At 64.3% G+C, this 18,386-nt stretch carries 18 protein-coding genes and 1 tRNA gene; 4 read left to right on the top strand and 15 right to left on the bottom strand.

The window, feature by feature from the left end:
• Positions 1-195: 195 nt before the first annotated feature.
• Positions 196-735, top strand: coding sequence for a GspH/FimT family pseudopilin (locus Q358_RS0109155; protein WP_051530275.1), 540 nt, complete (start codon positions 196-198; stop codon positions 733-735).
• Positions 736-767: 32 nt separating this feature from the next.
• Here Q358_RS0109155 and Q358_RS0109150 read toward each other — a convergent pair whose 3' ends face one another.
• The 15 genes from Q358_RS0109150 to rplU all read right to left on the bottom strand — a co-directional run bounded on the left by Q358_RS0109150 (position 768) and on the right by rplU (position 14,472).
• Complete coding sequence (locus Q358_RS0109150; RefSeq protein ID WP_084286503.1) at positions 768-1,271, bottom strand: pilus assembly PilX family protein; 504 nt, start codon at positions 1,269-1,271, stop codon at positions 768-770.
• Between the two features lie 56 nt (positions 1,272-1,327).
• Complete coding sequence (locus tag Q358_RS17000; protein WP_043487989.1) at positions 1,328-1,927, bottom strand: PilW family protein; 600 nt, start codon at positions 1,925-1,927, stop codon at positions 1,328-1,330.
• Complete coding sequence (gene pilV, locus Q358_RS18185) at positions 1,924-2,421, bottom strand: type IV pilus modification protein PilV (RefSeq protein ID WP_245598301.1); 498 nt, start codon at positions 2,419-2,421, stop codon at positions 1,924-1,926. The genes Q358_RS17000 and pilV overlap by 4 nt, the downstream gene beginning before the upstream one ends.
• Before the next feature lie 22 nt (positions 2,422-2,443).
• Complete coding sequence (locus tag Q358_RS0109135) at positions 2,444-2,875, bottom strand: type IV pilin protein (protein WP_281172975.1); 432 nt, start codon at positions 2,873-2,875, stop codon at positions 2,444-2,446.
• 101 nt (positions 2,876-2,976) lie between these two features.
• The gene (gene ispH, locus Q358_RS0109130; RefSeq protein ID WP_027961766.1) at positions 2,977-3,930 is read right to left on the bottom strand and encodes a 4-hydroxy-3-methylbut-2-enyl diphosphate reductase; all 954 of its coding nucleotides are present in this window, start codon (positions 3,928-3,930) and stop codon (positions 2,977-2,979) included.
• Positions 3,931-3,992: 62 nt separating this feature from the next.
• Positions 3,993-4,454 (bottom strand): FKBP-type peptidyl-prolyl cis-trans isomerase, encoded by a 462-nt coding sequence (gene fkpB / locus Q358_RS0109125; protein WP_027961765.1) that lies wholly within the window; start codon positions 4,452-4,454, stop codon positions 3,993-3,995.
• 40 nt (positions 4,455-4,494) lie between these two features.
• Entirely contained in the window at positions 4,495-4,983 is a 489-nt protein-coding gene (lspA, locus tag Q358_RS16990; protein ID WP_043488000.1) for a signal peptidase II, read from the bottom strand.
• 73 nt (positions 4,984-5,056) lie between these two features.
• Positions 5,057-7,891: an isoleucine--tRNA ligase gene (gene ileS / locus Q358_RS0109115; protein WP_027961763.1), complete on the bottom strand. Its 2,835-nt coding sequence runs from the start codon at positions 7,889-7,891 to the stop codon at positions 5,057-5,059.
• Between the two features lie 10 nt (positions 7,892-7,901).
• Positions 7,902-9,062: a bifunctional riboflavin kinase/FAD synthetase gene (ribF, locus tag Q358_RS0109110; RefSeq protein ID WP_027961762.1), complete on the bottom strand. Its 1,161-nt coding sequence runs from the start codon at positions 9,060-9,062 to the stop codon at positions 7,902-7,904.
• A 116-nt stretch (positions 9,063-9,178) separates the two neighbouring features.
• Positions 9,179-10,702, bottom strand: coding sequence for a murein biosynthesis integral membrane protein MurJ (gene murJ / locus Q358_RS0109105; protein ID WP_084286498.1), 1,524 nt, complete (start codon positions 10,700-10,702; stop codon positions 9,179-9,181).
• 182 nt (positions 10,703-10,884) lie between these two features.
• Positions 10,885-11,151 (bottom strand): 30S ribosomal protein S20, encoded by a 267-nt coding sequence (gene rpsT, locus Q358_RS0109100; protein WP_027961760.1) that lies wholly within the window; start codon positions 11,149-11,151, stop codon positions 10,885-10,887.
• 241 nt (positions 11,152-11,392) lie between these two features.
• Positions 11,393-12,529, bottom strand: a complete 1,137-nt coding sequence (proB, locus tag Q358_RS0109095; RefSeq protein WP_027961759.1) for a glutamate 5-kinase — start codon at positions 12,527-12,529, stop codon at positions 11,393-11,395.
• A 68-nt stretch (positions 12,530-12,597) separates the two neighbouring features.
• A complete protein-coding gene (gene cgtA / locus Q358_RS0109090) occupies positions 12,598-13,785 on the bottom strand; it encodes an Obg family GTPase CgtA (protein WP_027961758.1) in 1,188 nt (395 codons plus the stop codon).
• Positions 13,786-13,870: 85 nt separating this feature from the next.
• Positions 13,871-14,128 carry a 50S ribosomal protein L27 gene (gene rpmA / locus Q358_RS0109085; protein WP_027961757.1) on the bottom strand — a complete coding sequence of 86 codons (258 nt, stop codon included), beginning with the start codon at positions 14,126-14,128 and terminating at the stop codon, positions 13,871-13,873.
• 32 nt (positions 14,129-14,160) lie between these two features.
• Complete coding sequence (gene rplU, locus Q358_RS0109080; RefSeq protein ID WP_027961756.1) at positions 14,161-14,472, bottom strand: 50S ribosomal protein L21; 312 nt, start codon at positions 14,470-14,472, stop codon at positions 14,161-14,163.
• Positions 14,473-14,719: 247 nt separating this feature from the next.
• Between rplU and ispB the strand changes: the two genes are divergently transcribed.
• From ispB to betT, 3 genes are all read left to right on the top strand, one after another.
• Positions 14,720-15,712 (top strand): octaprenyl diphosphate synthase, encoded by a 993-nt coding sequence (gene ispB / locus Q358_RS0109075; RefSeq protein ID WP_027961755.1) that lies wholly within the window; start codon positions 14,720-14,722, stop codon positions 15,710-15,712.
• A gap of 81 nt (positions 15,713-15,793) precedes the next feature.
• A tRNA-Pro gene (locus Q358_RS0109070) sits at positions 15,794-15,870 on the top strand.
• 417 nt (positions 15,871-16,287) lie between these two features.
• Entirely contained in the window at positions 16,288-18,342 is a 2,055-nt protein-coding gene (gene betT, locus Q358_RS0109065) for a choline BCCT transporter BetT (RefSeq protein WP_027961754.1), read from the top strand.
• The last annotated feature ends 44 nt before the right edge of the window (positions 18,343-18,386 follow it).

The following is an 18,386-nucleotide window of genomic DNA, read 5'->3' as shown; positions in this document are numbered from 1 at the left end:
GTGAGACTCCGACAAACGATAGCGGGTTAAGGTTTCGAATTCGAGCCGGCGAGACCGGTCGCCTCCCTGTTTCACTAATAAGCGTGATGGACAACGCCTACACCCGCCGTAGGAAGATGCCGATAACACCCAGGGCGCACTCGACTAGGGTGAAGGAAACACCGCGGGTCAGAGAAGACGTCCCGGGAGGGCCTCATGCGTCCCGCTTCGATACCATCGGGCAGTCGGCACAAGAAACACCTCGGCTTTACCTTGATCGAGCTGGTCGTGACCATCGCCGTGCTGGCCATCCTGGCCACCTGGGCGGTTCCCGGCTTCCAGCAGTTTAGCGCACGCAACGAGGTGGCCGCCGAGGTGATGCGCTTAAAGACGGCGCTGGCGCTGACCCGCAATACGGCCATTACTCGGCGCACCACCATTACCCTGTGCCCCAGCGCCGACGGCAGCGGGTGCGCCATCACGAACAACGCCGATGGCAAGGCGTGGCTGGCTCTTCTGGCCATTTTCGAAGGGCGCGGCGAGCCAGGCGACGTCCTGCTGCGCACGCTTGGCGAGAGCCGGCTGCCCACACTCACCTATCGTAACGATAATCGCCCGGTGCGCTACGACGCCCTGGGCCGCTCCGGCGGATATAACGGCACCTTCCGCCTATGCGGACGCCTGACGTCTGGCGCCAAGGTAATCGTCAATAATATCGGGAGGGTACGGGTGGAATCGGGCAGGCCGGGATGCTGAGCACCCCGGGGTCACTCGATCACGGTTTCCTGTTAGTGCCAGGCGCTTATTCCCGGCCGTTCGGCATCGCTTGCCCCGCCTGCACCAGGCGACGCCACCCTGACAAACACGGGTCCACCCTCCGCCATGCCCCCCTCGACGGCCCCCATGGCGATAATATAACGCCCCTCTTGCAGGCCAAGATGGCCGCCGGATACCGACACATGGCAAGCACCACCCGCGTCATCGCCCAGCATATGGCAATGACTGTCATTTCCCGTGTCGGCAGCGACCCCATGAAACGCCTTCCACCCGAAGCCGCTCGAGAGTTCATCCGCACCGAAGCCCTTCCATGCCTCTTTCACACCCAGCATGCCATAGAGCGCCGACGCCGCGTTTTCCGCATGCATCTGCGCCTCGGCCGCGGCCCTGTAGTTCCCCGCCAACCGCTCATCGATCTGCGCAGACCGCATGCTGGAAAGGCCGATCATCAGTGACACCGTCAAGAACAGGAGCACGACGATCAGCGCCGCACCGCGCTGCTTCCTTATTGCCATGCCCCCGGCGGTCTTCGTGACCCTCTCCTGCCGATGGCCTGTCCTGATATGGCCCGTCATGGCGCTAAAGCCTCGGTTCGATTGACGGCAAGGAACGTCAGGGTATCCGGTGCGACATCCTCGCCGATGGATATCAGGCGTAGCGTAATCTGCAATACCCCCTCGTCCCACCGCCTGTCATCCACGGCGAAGCCCGGGCCGGGGGTGACGGCATCGGGACCGATGAAGCCACCCACGAGCTCCCGGTACCCTCCACCGCGCGCCACATCAGCGCATCGCGCCACCTCTAACGCCATAAACCACGCGACTTCATCGGCAATCTTTCTCTCCTGAAGCTTGTAATTCTTCAGTACTTCATCGCCGGGGGCACAGTGGGTCAAGGCGTCGCCACGATTCTCGACAGCGAGGGTGAGGACGGCGTCACCGCTGGCATCCGTACTCCAGCCTGAACGACTCCAGACGGCACGGCGTATATCTCGCAGCAGCATTTCCGCCACAAGATTCACTGCCGCCTGTTTCTCACCGAGCATCTCGACATGACGGCTCGTCTGGAGGACCGTCAAGAAAATCCGACCGGCACCCAGCATGATGACCAACCCGATCACCATGGCCACCAGGAGCTCAACCAGCGAAAAGCCAGCATGGCGCTTGATCATTCCCCCTCCGGCAAGCGAACCGCATAGACGAAGGACGCTTCCGTGCTTCCAAACCGCGTCTCGTCCCAAGCCACCGTTATCTTGAACTCGCACCCGGGACCTGCCTGTCCCAGGGCGCTTTTCGTGAAGCCTGGCAGAATGACCGTGACGCCACTGCCGCCGGTCCAGTGTGCTCTCCACGCACGCTCAACATCGTCAACTCGCCCAGCGGGGCAGGCAGACACGCCGGGGAGGCCCGCCACTTCTGCCCACAACCTTTCCCGGGCATCCTGAGCCGCAAGGGAGGCGACCGAGCGCTGATAGGCGGCGTGCGCTCCCTGCAGGGCCCTAAGCTCCATGGCGGCGACACCCAGCAGCCCGATGGACAACACGACCAGCGCCACCAGCGCTTCGACCAACGTGAAGCCGGCGCTGTACCTGGCGAAGGAGCCCTTAGTCACCACCGTCCACCTCGCTGCCATTCGGGCGACCCCATCGATGCGCTGAAGACTCATCGAGACGCCTCACCAGGAAGGCTCACCAACAGTCGGCGGGTTCTCTCCTGCCCAGACCATCGAGGGTCAGGTCGGCATCGCAGCCATCGTCACGAGCCGTCTTCGCCGTGATGATAAACCCGGCACCAGCGTCTTCGGCGTAACTGATAGCATAGCTTCGATCGGGGGAAGCGGCGGTGATGGCACAGTCAGCATAATGATATTGGCGGGTATGGCAGCGCTCCAGCTCACCCGCGGCAATATTCAGACCGGCCTGGGCGTCAACACGCAGGGAGCGCGCCACATACCCCTGGTAGCGGGGCACCGCGATCGACGCCAGAACTCCGATGACAGCCACCACCAGCAGCACCTCGATCAGCGTAAAGCCGCCGATATGACCAGGGTTGCCGGCACGACGGGATCGCCTGGCACGACACCCGGCAAGGGACACGCAAGACGCCTCACGATGAGTCACGATTCTCCTCCCGACGCCACCACGCGTTTACCGCAGGCTTCAACAAGAGCGCCGCCGTGATGCATCACGGCGGCGCTCGAGTCGTTAGGCCTGGTTCGGCGCTACTCGCTGACGATCACACGCTCGCGCAATTCGCGGGGCATGGAGAAGGTGATGGTCTCCTCGCGGCCGGCGAGCTCCTCGGGGGCACTGGCACCTAGGGTCTGCAACCGCTCGATCACTCCCTTCACCAGTACCTCCGGAGCACTGGCACCGGCGGTGACGCCGATGGTCCTGACGCCGTCGAGCCAGGCCGGGTCGACCTGATCGGCGCTATCCACCAGGTGGGCAGGGGCGCCGACCCGCTCGGAGAGCTCACGCAGGCGATTGGAGTTGGAACTATTGGGACTGCCCACCACCAGCACCAGGTCCGAGCCCTCGGCCAGCTCGCGTACGGCATCCTGACGGTTCTGAGTAGCGTAGCAGATATCATCCTTGCGTGGCCCCTGGATCGCCGGGAACCGGTCCCGCAGGGCGTCGATCACCCTGGCGGTATCATCCATGGAGAGGGTCGTCTGGGTGACGAAGGCGAGCCGGCTCGGGTCCTTCACCTCGAGCCTGGCGACGTCATTCTCGTCCTCCACCAGGTAGATGGCGCCACCATCAGAGGTGTCATAGCGCCCCATGGTGCCCTCCACCTCGGGGTGGCCGGCATGGCCGATCAGCACGCACTCCTGGCCGCGACGAGCGTAACGCAGCACCTCCAGGTGCACCTTGGTCACCAGCGGGCAGGTGGCATCGAATACCTTGAGACCCCGCCGTTCGGCCTCCTCCTGGACGGCGCGGGAGACGCCGTGGGCGGAGAAGATCACGATGACGTTGTCGGGCACTTCGTGGAGTTCCTCGACGAAGACCGCCCCCCTCTCCCGCAGGCTATCTACCACGAAGCGGTTGTGGACCACCTCGTGGCGGACATAGATCGGCGGACCGAACACATCCAGGGCGCTGTTGACGATGTCGATGGCGCGATCGACGCCGGCGCAGAATCCGCGGGGATTGGCGAGCCTGATTTGCATGGTGAAGAATCCTTGATGCGTTGCGGCATCGGCATGTCTGATTGCCAGGAGAGAAACATGGCTCAGTGGGTGGTGGCCGGCGTTACCTCGATGATCTCGACCTCGAAGGTCAGGGTACGCCCCGCCAGCGGGTGATTGAAGTCCACATCCACCTGGTTGCCCTCGACGGCGCTGATCACGCCGGGCAGCTCCCCGCCTCCGGGATCGGCAAACGACATGACGGTACCGACCTCCAGTGTCTCCTCGCCGAAGTCATCGCGCTTCAGGCGCTGGATATTCTGCGGGTTATGTTGGCCGAAGGCATGCTCCGGGGTGATCTCGAAGGTATCGCTCTCGCCGGCGCACATGCCCTTCATGGGATGCTCGAAGCCAGGCGGCAGGTTGCCGTCGCCCAGCTGGAAGGTGGCCGGGGCCTTGTCGCGGGTGGAGTCCACCACGGTGCCGTCTTCCAGCTTGAGGGTGAAATGCAGGGTCACTTCCATGCCCTCGTCGATACGATGTTGGGAGCTGCTGTGATCGGTCATAAGGTCCAGAACTCGGTAAACAGAATGTCGAAAGGCTATATCAGCCTCGCTTGCGGGCGCGACGCTTCTCGCCGAACACGGACTCCCAGATCAGGCCGATGGCCCCCAGGGTAATGCCGATGTCCGCCACGTTAAAGGCGGGGTAATACCAGCCCGCCGCGTGGAACGAGAGGAAGTCGACCACGTAGCCATGCACCAGGCGGTCATAGAGATTGCCCAGCGCCCCGCCGATGATCATGGCAAGCGAGGCGGCAAGCAGCACCTCGTCGCGCTTGAGCCGTCGCATCCAGAGCGTCAGGCCGATGCTGGCCCCCACCGCGATGGCGGCAAACACCCAACGCTGCCAACCGGGATGGTCGGCCAGGAAACTGAAGGCGGCGCCGGTATTGTGCAACAGCGTCAGATTGAAGAACGGCAGCACCTCCACCGGCCGGGCATACCCCAGCCAGGCGGTGGCGGCGGCCTTGGTGGCCAGGTCAAGGGCGACCACCGCCAGCGTCAGCCATAGCCAGCGCAGCGGCCTTTCCATGGAGACTCGCTCGAGGTTGCCCGCCTCCGGGCACGCCTCGCCTCCTCTGTCACCGCGGGCCACCCTTCCCTCCTTACGCATAGTGGCGTGTCTCGCCGGGGCCATCCGGCAGGTTGCCGATGCAGCGGCCACAGAGGTCCGGGTGCTCCGGGTGGGTACCCACCTCTTCACGATGGTGCCAGCAACGCTCGCACTTGTTGTTGGGGCTTTCCACCACGGCCACCTTGAGGCCCTCGAGCTCGGTGGCCTCGGCACTGGCACCCTCGGCAAGCGGTGCCAGACGTACCTCGCTGGTCAGCATCACGAAGCGTAGCTCGTCGCCCAGCTTGGCAAGGGTGGCCTGCAGGGCGTCGTCCACATAGAGGGTAACCTCGGCGGCCAGGCTGCCCTTGATCGCCTTGGCATTACGGGCGTCTTCCAGGCACTTGTTGACCGCCTGCTTGACGTTGAGCACCCGCTCCCAGAAGTCGCGGCCCATCTCGGCATCATCGGCGAGCGTCGAGAGGCCGGTGTAATACTCCTCCAGCAGCACACTCTCGCCGCGCTTGCCGGGGATATGATCGAAGATTTCCTCGGCGGTAAAGCTGAGGATCGGTGCCACCCAACGCGAGAGCGCCTTCACCACATGATAGAGCGCGGTCTGGACACTGCGCCGCGCTACCGAGTCGGCCTGGGTGGTGTACTGGCGATCCTTGATCACGTCCAGGTAGAAGCCGCCCAGCTCCCGAGCACAGAAGCCGTGCACCTGCTGGTAGACATCGAGGAAACGATACTCGTCATAGGCGGTTGCGATCCGCGCCTGAAGCTGGGCGGCGCGGTCCACCACCCATTGATCCAGGGCCAGCATCTCGTCGAATGGCAGGGCGTCGACCTCCGGGTCGAAGCCGTTGAGGTTGGCCAGCAGGAAACGCGAGGTATTACGAATGCGGCGATAGACATCGGCGGTACGCTTGAGGATCTCGTCGGAGACCGCCATCTCACCGGAATAGTCGGTGGAAGCCGCCCACAGGCGCAGAATATCGGCGCCCAGCTTGTCCATCACCTCCTGGGGTGCCACCACGTTGCCCATCGACTTGGACATCTTGCGGCCCTGGGCATCCACGGTGAAGCCGTGGGTGAGCAGGCCGCGGTACGGCGGATGACCGTCGATGGCACAGCCGGTCAGCAGCGACGAGTGGAACCAGCCGCGGTGCTGGTCGGAGCCCTCCAGATAGAGGTCGGCGCGCGGACCGCTGTCATGACCGTGGGGATGCGAGCCGCGCAGCACGTGCCGATGGGTGGTGCCGGAGTCGAACCACACGTCCAGGGTGTCGGTGACCTTGTCGTAGTCGGCGGCCTCCTCGCCCAGCAGCTCGGCGGGGTCGAGACGGAACCAGGCATCGATGCCCTCGGCCTCGACCCGCTTGGCGGCCTCCTCCATCAACTCGACGGTACGTGGATGCAGCTCGCCGCTCGCCTTGTGCAGGAAAAACGGAATCGGCACCCCCCAGCTACGCTGCCGGGAGATACACCAGTCGGGACGATTGGCAATCATGCTGTGAAGACGCGCCTTTCCCCAGGCCGGCGTGAACCGAGTGACCTCGATGCCCTCCAGCGCGCGCTCGCGCAGGGTCTTGCCATGACTGCCTTGTATGTCCATGCCCACGAACCACTGGGCGGTGGCACGGTAGATCACCGGCGTCTTGTGGCGCCAGCAGTGCATATAGCTGTGGGTGATCGGCTTGTGGGCCATCAGTGCACCGACCTCGTCGAGCTTGGCGACGATCTTCGGGTTGGCCTTCCAGATCATCTGGCCACCGAAGAACGGCAGGCTGTCGACGTAGACGCCGTTGCCCTGCACCGGGCTCTCGATCTCATCGAAAGTCATGCCGTGGGCACGACAGGTCATGAAATCATCCACGCCATAGGCCGGCGCCGAGTGGACGATACCGGTGCTGCCCACCTCGGACTCCACGTAGTCGGCCAGGTAGACCGGTGACAGGCGATCATAGAGCGGGTGGCGAAACCGAATGCCATCGAAGGCTTCACCCCGGGCAGTGGCGATCACCTCGCCGTTCAGGCCGAAACGCTCCAGGCACGATTCCACCAGGTCTTCGGCCAGCACCAGCAGGCGCTCGCCGGTATCCACCAGGGCATAGGTGAACTCCGGGTGCATGTTCAGCGCCTGGTTGGCAGGCACGGTCCAGGGCGTGGTGGTCCAGATGACCACCGCGGTGTCCTTGGGCAGCGCCTCCAGGCCGAAGACGGCGGCCAGGCGATCCGCATCTTCCAACGGAAAGGCCACGTCGACGGCGTCGGACTGCTTGTCCTGGTACTCCACCTCGGCCTCGGCCAGCGCCGAACCACAGTCGAAGCACCAGTTGACGGGCTTCAGCCCCTTGAACACATAGCCTGCCTCGACCATGTCGGCCAGCGCTCGGATCTCGCCCGCCTCGTTGGCGAAGTCCATGGAGCGATAGGGGTTATCCCAGTCGCCGACCACGCCGAGGCGCACGAAGTCCTCGAGCTGGCCCTGGATCTGCTCGGCGGCATACTCGCGGCACAGCTCGCGGGCACGCTCCGGCGCCAGGTGCTTGCCGTGGGTGGTCTCCACCTTGTGCTCGATGGGCAGGCCATGACAGTCCCAGCCGGGCACATAGGGGGCATCGAAGCCGGCCAGGTTCTTGGACTTGACGATGATGTCCTTGAGAATCTTGTTGACGGCATGACCGATATGGATGCTGCCGTTGGCGTAGGGAGGGCCGTCGTGCAGCACGAACAGCTCCCGCCCCTGGCGCGCCTCGCGCAGGCGGTGATAGATATCCAGCTGCTGCCACTGGGCCAGCCGCTCGGGCTCACGCTTGGGCAACATGCCGCGCATGGGAAAATCGGTTTCTGGCAGGTTCAGAGTGGGCTTGTAGTCGCTCATATCCTGGGGATCAGCCGTCGTCATGGTCGGCGGACATACCCGCCGAGGAATCGAGTGTCACGGCCTCGCGCGCCAGCGGCGCCGATGCCAGAGGAAGAGAATCATCGTTACCGAAAGTCTCGGGGTACCGAGAAGAACACGCATCGGCGTCGGGATGCTGAAAAGCACGCGCATCGGCGTCGGGATGCCGAAGAGAACGTGCATCGGCGTCGGGATGCTGAAAAGCACACGCATCGGCGTCGGGATGCCGAAAAAAGTAGTCGCGGGCGCGCTGCTGATCGAGGCCGATCTGGCGCTTGAGCGCCGCGAAGTCGTCGAACTTCACCTCGCCGCGCAGCTTGGCGCAGGGCATGACCTCCAGGCGTGCGCCATAGAGATCACCATCGAAGTCGAACAGGTGCACCTCGAGCACCGGTCGCACGCTGCCGACGGTGGGCCGCCAGCCGATATTGGCTACTCCCGGCAGGCGACTACCGTCGGGCAACTCGGTCACCACCGCGTAGACGCCATGCAACGCCAGAGAGCACACCGGCTGAGGCAGGTTGGCGGTCGGCACACCGATGGTGCGACCCAGCTTCTGATCGGCCACCACGCGGCCGCCCAGCCGATAGGCCCGACCCAGCAGGCAAGCTGCCGCCGCGAAGTTGCCGCTGGCCAGCAGGGTGCGAATACGGCTGCTGGAGACCCGCTCATCGTCGACGGTAAAGGTGCGGGTATGCTCCACCTCGAAACCGCTGGCCTGGCCCACCGCGGTAAGCAGATGGAAATCGCCGCGACGGTCACAGCCGAAGCGGAAGTCATCGCCCACAACCAGATGGCGCACCCCCAGCCCCTGAATCAGCACCCGCCGAATAAAGGCCTCGGCGGTGAGGCTACGCAGGGCCTCGTTGAACGGCAGGCAGAGCACACGTTCCACGCCGGCCTCACCCAGCAGCCGCACCTTGTCGCGCAGGCGGGTGAGCCGCGGTGGCGCCTGGTCATCGGCGAAGAACTCGCGGGGCTGGGGCTCGAACACGACCACCGCCACCGGCAGACCGAGGCGGCGTGCCTGCTCGCGACACTGCTCGAGAATCGCCTGATGGCCGCGGTGGACACCATCGAAGTTGCCGATGGTGGCCACGCAGCCACGGTGCTCGTCGCGCAGGTTGTGCAGTCCTCGAATCACTTGCATGGCGTGGTAGAGCCCCGCTCGGCGTCGAATGGTGGTTAAATCATCGATTATACCGGACAGACGGCCCCTTGACAGCCGGGGCCAGTCTGGCGACACGCAGCGCCAACGAGAGGCCGTCAGCCCCTCATTCTAAAGTGTCTGATGCGCACCCCGGTAACGGCCAGCCAGGCGAAGTAGAGCACCCCGCCGCCCACCACCAGGGTTGCCAGCCAGGCGATACGCTGCCAGAGGCCCCAGCCGAGCCATGCCTGCCAGTCGGGGGAAAACCACCAGAGACCCAGCCCCATCACCCCACAACCGCCCAGCAGCTGCACCGCATAGCGGCCCCAGCCGGGCTGGAACACCAGCACACCCTGTTTTCTGAGCAGCCAGCCCAGCATGCCGGCATTCATGAACGCCGAGAGCGCCGTGGCCAGCGCCAGGCCGGCGTGTGCCAGGGGCCAGATCAGGATCAGGTTGAAGACCATATTGGCGACCATGGCAATGATGCCGACCTTCACCGGGGTCTTGGTGTCCTGGCGGGCGAAGAAACCCGGCGCCAACACCTTGATCAGCATGAAGGCCACCAACCCCAGAGAGTAGGCACGCAGGCTCATCGCCGCCATGGCGATATCACGCTCGGTCATGGCGCCATAGTGAAACAGCGAGATCAGCAGCGGCTCGGCGAGCAGGGCCAGGGCCAGGGCCGCCGGCAATCCCAGCAGCAGTACGGCACGGATCGCCCAGTCGAGCATGGCACTGAAGTGCTCGCCGGACTGCTCCGCGTGGCGACGCGACAGCGCCGGCAGGATCACGGTGCCGATGGCGATGCCGAACACGCCCAGGGGTAGCTCCACCAGGCGGTCGGAATAGTACAGCCAGGAGACGCTGCCAGCCGCCAGCAGGGAGGCGAGAATGGTATCCAGCAGCAGGTTGATCTGGGATACCGAGACCCCGAACAGCGCCGGCACCATCAGCGTCATGATCCGTTTGACGCCGGGATGCTGGAAGCTGGGCCAGGGCCGCGGCGCCAGCCCCAGCCGCACCAGGAAAGGCGCCTGAAAGGCAAGCTGAGCTACCCCGGCGATCAGCACGCCCCAGGCCAGCGCCATGGCCGGTTCGCTCATCAAGGGGGTCAGCAGCAGTGCCGCCCCGATCAGCGAGAGGTTGAGCAGCACCGGAGTAAAGGCCGGCACTGCAAAGCGGTTCCAGGTATTGAGCACGCTGCCGGCAAACGCCGTCAGCGAGATCAGCAGCAGGTAAGGGAAGGTGAGCCGCAGCATATCGGCGGTGAGTGCCAGCTTGGCCGGGTCACGACCGAACCCGGGGGCGAATACCCACACCAGCCAGGGTGCGGCAAACATGGCCACCGCAGTCAACAGGAACAGCACCGCCGCCAGGCTGCCGGATACGGCATCGAGCAGCTCGCGGACCTCGCGTCGGCTGCCTCGGGTGGCGTACTCCGAGAGTACCGGCACGAAGGCCTGATTGAAGGCGCCTTCGGCGAATAGCCGGCGCATGAAGTTGGGAATCTTGAAGGCAACGAAGAAGGCATCGGCGCCCTGCCCCGCACCAAACATCGCGGCGATGGTCACGTCGCGCGCCAGACCCATCACCCGCGAGAGCATGGTCATCATGCTGACCACGAGGCCCGAGCGCATCAACCCACCGCCCTTGGGAGCCACTACCCTGTCGTTTTCGCCCACCGCTGCCGGTGTCGCCTGTTCACGATCCGTCACGCCTGATCCTCGGCACTGTAAATGGCAGCCACAAAAAAACCGGCCGCAGCCGGTTTTTCACGAGACGCCGGCCAGCGGCCGGCTCTCGATGACATCTGACCGGCTTAGGCAGCCAGGGCCTTGATGCGCTTGTTCAGGCGGCTCTTCATGCGGGCGGCCTTCTTCTTGGAGAGCACATCCTTGTCGGCAACACGATCGATGATCGGCTGCGCCTGTTGGAAGGCGCTCATCGCCTCGGCATGGTCACCGCCGTTGATGGCCTTGATGACGCGCTTGATATAGGTGCGGACCATGCTGCGCTGGCTGGCCTTCAGGACACGACGACCTTCGGCCTGACGGGCGCGCTTGCGAGCTTGCTTGCTGTTTGCCACTTGCTGTCTCCTTGGAGATTCTTCGCCGCCCGTGTGGTGACGGCTGAAATAACGTATTGATGCGGCAGCAAGGAATACACCTTACCGCCGGCCTGGCCATCTGGCCGATCGCTGCTGATGCGGCGACCGTTCACGGGCCGTGTCTGAGAGGATGGCGCATCCTACCACAGCCAGGATGGAGCTTGCCAGCGCGTCTACGCGGCCATCGCTGTTACGAAGTATGCGATAGCCCGGAGCGTACCTACAGCACCACCAGGTTGTCGCGATTGATCAGCTCCGGCGCCTCCATGAAGCCGAGGATCGCCTCGATCTGGTGGCTAGGCCTGCCAATGATGCGCCGCGCATCCTCGACGCCATAGTTGACCAGCCCCTTGGCCACCCGGTCGCCCTGTTCGTCGACACAGAGCACCATATCGCCGCGCCGGAACTGCCCGGCCGCGGCTTTTATCCCTACCGGCAGCAGACTGGAACCCTTTTCTCGCAACACCTTGACCGCCCCGGCATCCAGAGTCAGGGTGCCACGCACCTGCAGCTGCCCGGCCAGCCAGCGCTTGCGTGCCGCCATGGGTGCCTGATCGGGGTGCAGCAGGGTGCCCAGGCGTTCGCCATCGATCAGCCGAACCAGCACATCGGCCTGGCGGCCGCCGGCGATGGCGGTAACGGCCCCCGAACGCGCCGCCAGCCGCGCGGCACGGATCTTGGTCGCCATGCCGCCGCGCCCCAGGGCCCCACTACCACCGGCCACGGCCGCCAGTGCCGGGTCATCGGCGCGCCCCTCGGCAATCAACCTAGCCTCGGGACTGGAACGCGGGTCGGCGTCGAACAGGCCCTCCTGGTCGGTCAGGATCACCAGGGCATCGGCCTGCAGCAGGTTGGCCACCAGGGCTCCCAGGGTGTCGTTGTCGCCGAAGCGGATCTCGTCGGTCACCACGGTGTCGTTTTCATTGATCACCGGCACCACCCGCAGGTCGACCAGGGTGCGCAGCGCCGAGCGGGCGTTGAGGTAGCGCTTGCGATTGGAGAGATCGTCGTGGGTCAGCAGCACCTGGGCGGTGAGCATGTCGTGGCGCGCGAAGTGGCCTTCATAGCACTCGGTGAGACCATTCTGCCCCACCGCCGCCGCGGCCTGTAGCTCATGCACCGACGAGGGACGTGCCTGCCAGCCGAGACGCACCATGCCCGCGGCCACCGCGCCGGAGGACACCACCACCACCTCGATGCCGTGCCGATGCAGCACGGCAATCTGATCGACCCAGCCGCCGATCGCCGTTTCGTCGAGGTCACGGCCATCGTTGGTCAGCAGGGCGCTGCCAATTTTCACCACCACCCGACGGGCGTCCGTCAGTGGCTCGCGACCCATCTGCTCGTTGCTTTCCATTCGCTCTTTTCCCGCGGGGTCAGGCCCCATCGACTCCCCATCGACTTCCGGTACCGGCCAGCGACGCCTCAGGGCGCGTATTCAACATCGACATCATAGTCGTCGTCATCGAAGTCATCATCATCCTGGTCAGACGACTTGCGCTTGCGACCCAGGCGCGCCTCGGTACGGGCGACCGATTCCTCCTCCATGCGCTCGCGCATTTCGCGGGCGCGCTCGGCGGCCTCTTCGTCCTCGTTCTCCAGGCGGCGCTGCTCGGTGAGCCAGCGATAGGCCGCCTGCGCCAGCGCATCGGTACCATCGCTGCCGATCGCCGAGACACGAAAGACCGGACCCTCCCAGCCCAGGCGGCGCACGATGGCGTCCGCCACCGCCTCGCGCTCTTCCTCGGGCAGCAGATCCAGCTTGTTGAGCACCAGCCAGCGCGGCAGCTCGGACAGCGCGGGTGAAAATTCGCCCAGCTCATGGATGATCGCCTCGGCGGCCTCCACCGGGTCGGTTTCGTCGAAGGGCGCCACATCCACCACGTGGAACAGCAGCCGGGTACGCGTCAGGTGCTTGAGGAAGCGCAGCCCCAGGCCGGCGCCATCCGAGGCGCCTTCGATCAGGCCGGGCACATCGGCCATCACGAAGTGCTCGTGCATGCCGAGCTTCACGACCCCCAGGTTGGGTACCAGGGTAGTGAAGGGATAGTTGGCCACCTTGGGCTTGGCCGCGGAAACGGCGCGGATCAAGGTCGACTTGCCGGCGTTGGGCATGCCCAACAGCCCGACGTCGGCCATCACCTTCATCTCCAGGCGCAGGTTGCGACGCTCGCCCTCGGTGCCCGGCGTGGTACGGCGCGGCGCGCGATTGGTGGAAGACTTGAAGTGAATATTACCGAGCCCCCGGCGGCCGGCCTGGGCCACCAGTACCACCTGGCCAATCTCGGTGACATCGGCGATCACCTCGAGGGTATCCTCGTCGATCACCGTGGTGCCTACCGGAACCTTGATGTGCAGGTCCTCGCCGGCCTTGCCGCTCATCTGTCGACCCATGCCGGACTGGCCGTTCTGCGCCTTGTAGAAGCGCTGGTACTTGAAGTCGATGAGGGTATTGAGGGCATCGTCACCGATCAGGTAAACGCTGCCGCCATGACCGCCGTCGCCGCCATCGGGCCCGCCCTTGGGCACATACTTCTCGCGCCGAAAGCTGAGGCAGCCGTTGCCTCCCTTGCCGGCTTCCACGATGATCGAGGATTCGTCGACGAACTGCATCTGTCACTCTCCAGGCGGCCTGTGCCGCCATGATACAAGAAGGCCCCGCCATGGCGGGGCCTTCTCGCGGCAAGGTTCAGGCGTCTCAGGCAGAGACGACGCTGACGAACTTGCGGTTCTTCGGACCCTTGGTCTCGAACTTGATCACGCCTTCGTCCAGGGCGAACAGGGTGTGGTCCTTGCCGATGCCGACGCCGGTACCGGCATGGAACTTGGTGCCACGCTGGCGAACGATGATGTTGCCGGCGGTCACGGCCTGGCCGCCGAAGAGCTTGACGCCAAGGCGCTTGGATTCGGAATCGCGACCGTTGCGGGTAGAGCCCGCTGCCTTCTTATGTGCCATGGAATAAACCTCCGTTCAGGGGGATGGGCCGCTTACGCGGAGATCCCGGTGATCTTGACTTCAGTGAACCACTGGCGGTGGCCCTGACGCTTCATGCTGTGCTTGCGACGACGGAACTTGATGATGTTGACCTTGTCGCCACGGCCGTGGGCAACGATCTCGGCAGAGACCTTGGCACCGTCGACCAGGGGAGCACCGACCTTGACCTCGTCATCGCTGCCAACCAGCAGCACTTCGTCGAAGTCGATGGACTCGCCGGTCGGGATCTCGATCTTCTCGAGTTTCAGGGTCTGACCTTCCTGAACGCGGTACTGCTTGCCGCCGCTCTTGATAACTGCGTACATGCTTTTCTCTCCAGGACTCATCGGGTTGGGCTCTTCGTCGGCCTGCTTCGAATGGCGCCCCTTTCGGCAACCATCTGACAGGGAGCGAGATGAGTGGGTCGCGTATTATAGCGACAGGCGACACACGACACAACCCGCTCACACAGCGCCTTGACGCCCCCGAGGGGGCCCCATAGCATGGCCGACATTCCCAGGCCAGCAGGGGGCCGCTTAGCCCCGGCCCCAACCGACTGTTGATACTGCCTCCATGCCTAGCCACGCTTCCGATACCGCCACCCCCTCCCCGATCCACGCCGTCGTGGCCGAGGACTTCGCCGCGGTCAACCGCACCATCATGACCCGGCTCGGCTCGCGGATCCCGCTGGTCGAGACCATTGGCCAGCACATCATCGTCAGCGGCGGCAAGCGTCTGCGCCCGCTGCTGGTACTCCTGGCGGCCCGCGCCCTGGGCTACCAGGGCGACCGCCACATTACCCTGGCTACCCTGATCGAGTTCATGCATACCTCCACGTTGCTGCATGACGATGTGGTGGATGAATCGCATCTGCGTCGCGGCAAGGCCACCGCCAACGATGCCTGGGGCAACGCTCCCTCGGTGCTCGTCGGCGACTTCCTGTATTCGCGCTCCTTCCAGATGATGGTCGACGTCGGCTCCATGCGCATCATGAGCGTGCTCTCCTCCGCCACCTGCGTGATTGCCGAAGGCGAGGTGCAGCAGCTCACCAACGTGGGCAACCCGGATATCGACGAGGCTGCCTATTTCGAGACCATCCAGGGCAAGACCGCCATGCTGTTCGAGGCGGCAAGCCACAGCGGCGCCATCCTCGCCGAGGCTACGCCGGAACAGGAAGCCGCTCTGCAGCATTACGGCCGCTACCTGGGCCTGGCCTTCCAGCTGATCGACGACCTGCTCGACTACCAGGGCGATGCCGAGACCATGGGCAAGAACGTCGGCGACGACCTGGCCGAGGGCAAGCCCACCCTGCCGCTGATCCAGGCCATGGCAACGGGCACTCCGGAACAGACCAGGCTGATCCGCAAGGCGATTCGCCAGGGCGGCCTGGACCACCTGCAGGAAGTCCTGGAGATCGTCAACGCCACCGGCGCCCTGGAATACACTCGCCGCCGCGCCCTGGAGATGGCCGAGCAGGCCCTGGCCCAGCTCGAGACACTACCTCGGAGCCCCTACCGCGACAGCATGACCGAGCTGACCCACCTCGCGATGGACCGCCAGGCATAAAGGCGCCAGGACGGGGTTGCATTTCACCGGCGTTGACGTAAAATACGCTGCGTCGCTCAGGGGCACCCTTGAAAACGACAACGGAGTATAGCTCAGCTTGGTAGAGCGCTGCCTTCGGGAGGCAGAGGTCGTAGGTTCGAATCCTGCTACTCCGACCATCGATTCAAATAACTTGCAGACTGCTCGCATCAGGCTGCAGGTATTTTGCATGATATCGCCCTCGGAACCCCGGGGGCTTTGTGTTTCCGGCCTTCCATTCCGACCAGGTACCGCAAGGGCGGAACCGAGCATTGTCCGGAACCAGGCGCGCACAGCGCTTTGCCATGCAGCCGCCAACTTTCGCCTTAGAACTCGAGCGAATCATCTCGCCGACGCCCCGAAACGGCCGCCCGGAATGAAAACGCCGACCGTGACAAGCGCATTGGCGGCCCACCTGCGTCATGGCCCCTACGGTCAGCGACTCACCCTTACGCAACCCAGGCCAGGCGGGGTAAGGTCAAGCTTTCGCACACGAGGACACTGTAGAGGAGTCACGACATGCAATGCGATGCCTACGTGGTCGCCGGAGGTGCGCCATGAGCACCGAGACCGCAGACACCAAGCAATCTTCGGAGCACACGAACAGGACGGCCCTTCCCCCGGTTAACTGGCCCGTATTCATCTGGGCCGCCATTGGATCAATAACGATCACCCTGTGGGCGCTCATTACCCCCGAATCCGCCCAGGAAGTGCTTGGCGCCGTGGTGGGATGGACCTCGGACTGGTTCGGATGGTTCTACGTCCTGCTCGCAGGCGCTGTGCTCGCCTTCGTGATCTACCTCGCCTTCTCCCGTTTTGGCAACACCAAGCTCGGGCCGGAAAACTCCAAGCCAGAGTTCTCCACCATCGCCTGGGCGTCCATGCTGTTCGCCGCCGGCATCGGTACCGACCTGATGTTCTTCGCCGTCGCCGAGCCCGTCACCCAGTACCTGCATCCGCCCTCGGGCGCAGCGGAAACTGTCGACGCCGCCCGGCAGGCCACCGTGTGGACCCTGTTCCACTACGGGGTCTCGGGGTGGGGAATGTATGCGCTGATGGGAATGGCCCTGGCGTATTTTGCCTACCGGATGAAGCTTCCTCTCGCCGTCCGCTCCTCGCTCGCCCCGATCTTCGGCAAGCGCATCCACGGCCCCCTGGGGGATACCGTGGACTTTGCGGCGCTTCTGGGCACGATCTTCGGGGTGGCAACCTCGCTGGGGATCGGCGTGGTGATGGTCAACGTGGGGCTAGCCACCGTGCTGGGAGTGCCGGTGAGTACCGCTACCCAGATAGCGATCGTCGTCATGGGCGTGGGTGTCGCCATCCTCTCGGCGGTATCCGGGGTTGATAAAGGCATCAAGTTTCTCTCGCTGATGAACGTGTTCTTCGCGATCGGCCTGAGCCTATGGATCCTCGTCACGGGGAAGACTCAATACCTGCTGGATGGACTGGTGCTGAACATCGGGGACTTCGTCAACATGTTCCCGAACATGATCCTGCAGACCTTTGCCTTCGAGGACACTGGCACCTGGATGAGCGACTGGACCCTGTTCTTCTGGGCCTGGTGGGTCGCCTGGGCCTCCTTCGTCGGCATGTTCCTCGCCCGAATCTCCCGGGGCCGCACAATCCGACAATTCGTCATCGGTACGCTGACCATCCCCTTCGCGTACATACTCATGTGGATCTCCATCTACGGAAACTCTGCCCTGGACATCATCCGCAGCGGGGACGCCAAGTTCGGCATAGAAACCGTGCTCAACCCCGAGGGTGGATTCTACGAACTGCTCTCGCACTACCCTGCGTTCATGTTCATCGCCGGGCTTGCAACCCTGACCGCGCTGCTGTTCTACGTCACCAGTGCCGACTCGGCCGCTCTGGTCATGGCGAATCTTTCCTCCCGCCTGCCCACCCCCCAGCACGACGGACGGGCCGCCCTGCGGATCTTCTGGGCGATTGCCACCGGTGCGCTCACGATCGCGATGCTCATCGTGGGCGGGATTGGAGCACTGCAAAGTGCCACGGTCATCATGGGGCTGCCGTTCTCCTTCGTGATGATCCTGGTAATGATCAGCCTCTACCGATCGTTGCGAGTGGAAGCCCGGCGCCTGGACAGCGGCGAGCAGGCAATGCCCGTGTCGGGACGCACCACCCGTAGCGCAGAGGTGCGCTGGCAGTACCGCCTGGGGCGGATGCTTACCTTCCCCAATGCAGGGCGGGCCCGGGAATTCGAGGAAAAGACCCTTCTGCCCACTCTCGGGGAAATCGTCGATGAGCTCGCGAGTCGGGGAATCACCGCCACGTGTGAAACGCACCTCAACGAGGAAGGGGAAAGGTACATTGAGCTCGAGATCGATCCTTCCTCCGAGCACCCTTTCCACTACCGGGTGTTCCGCAAGGAAGCGCCGGCACCGCAATTCGGCGGGCGCCCGGCCCAGGCGGCAGACAAGTTTGTGCGCATGGAGGTCTACCTCGACGTCGCCGCCTCACAAGGTTACGACATCATGGGCTATACCAGGGAGCAGCTGCTGGACGACGTGCTGGATCAGTACGGGCGCCACCTGGAATTCCTGCAAATGCAGGAGTTCGCGCTCAATGCTCACGAGGCGAATTGACGTGAACGCACGAGGAAAGCCCGCTGTCACGCTCGCCTCGACCG

The sequence above is a fragment of the Halomonas halodenitrificans DSM 735 genome, from assembly GCF_000620045.1.
GTDB lineage: Bacteria > Pseudomonadota > Gammaproteobacteria > Pseudomonadales > Halomonadaceae > Halomonas > Halomonas halodenitrificans.
Note: the sequence above shows the minus strand (reverse complement) of the source record. Positions and strands in the feature narration are given on the sequence as shown.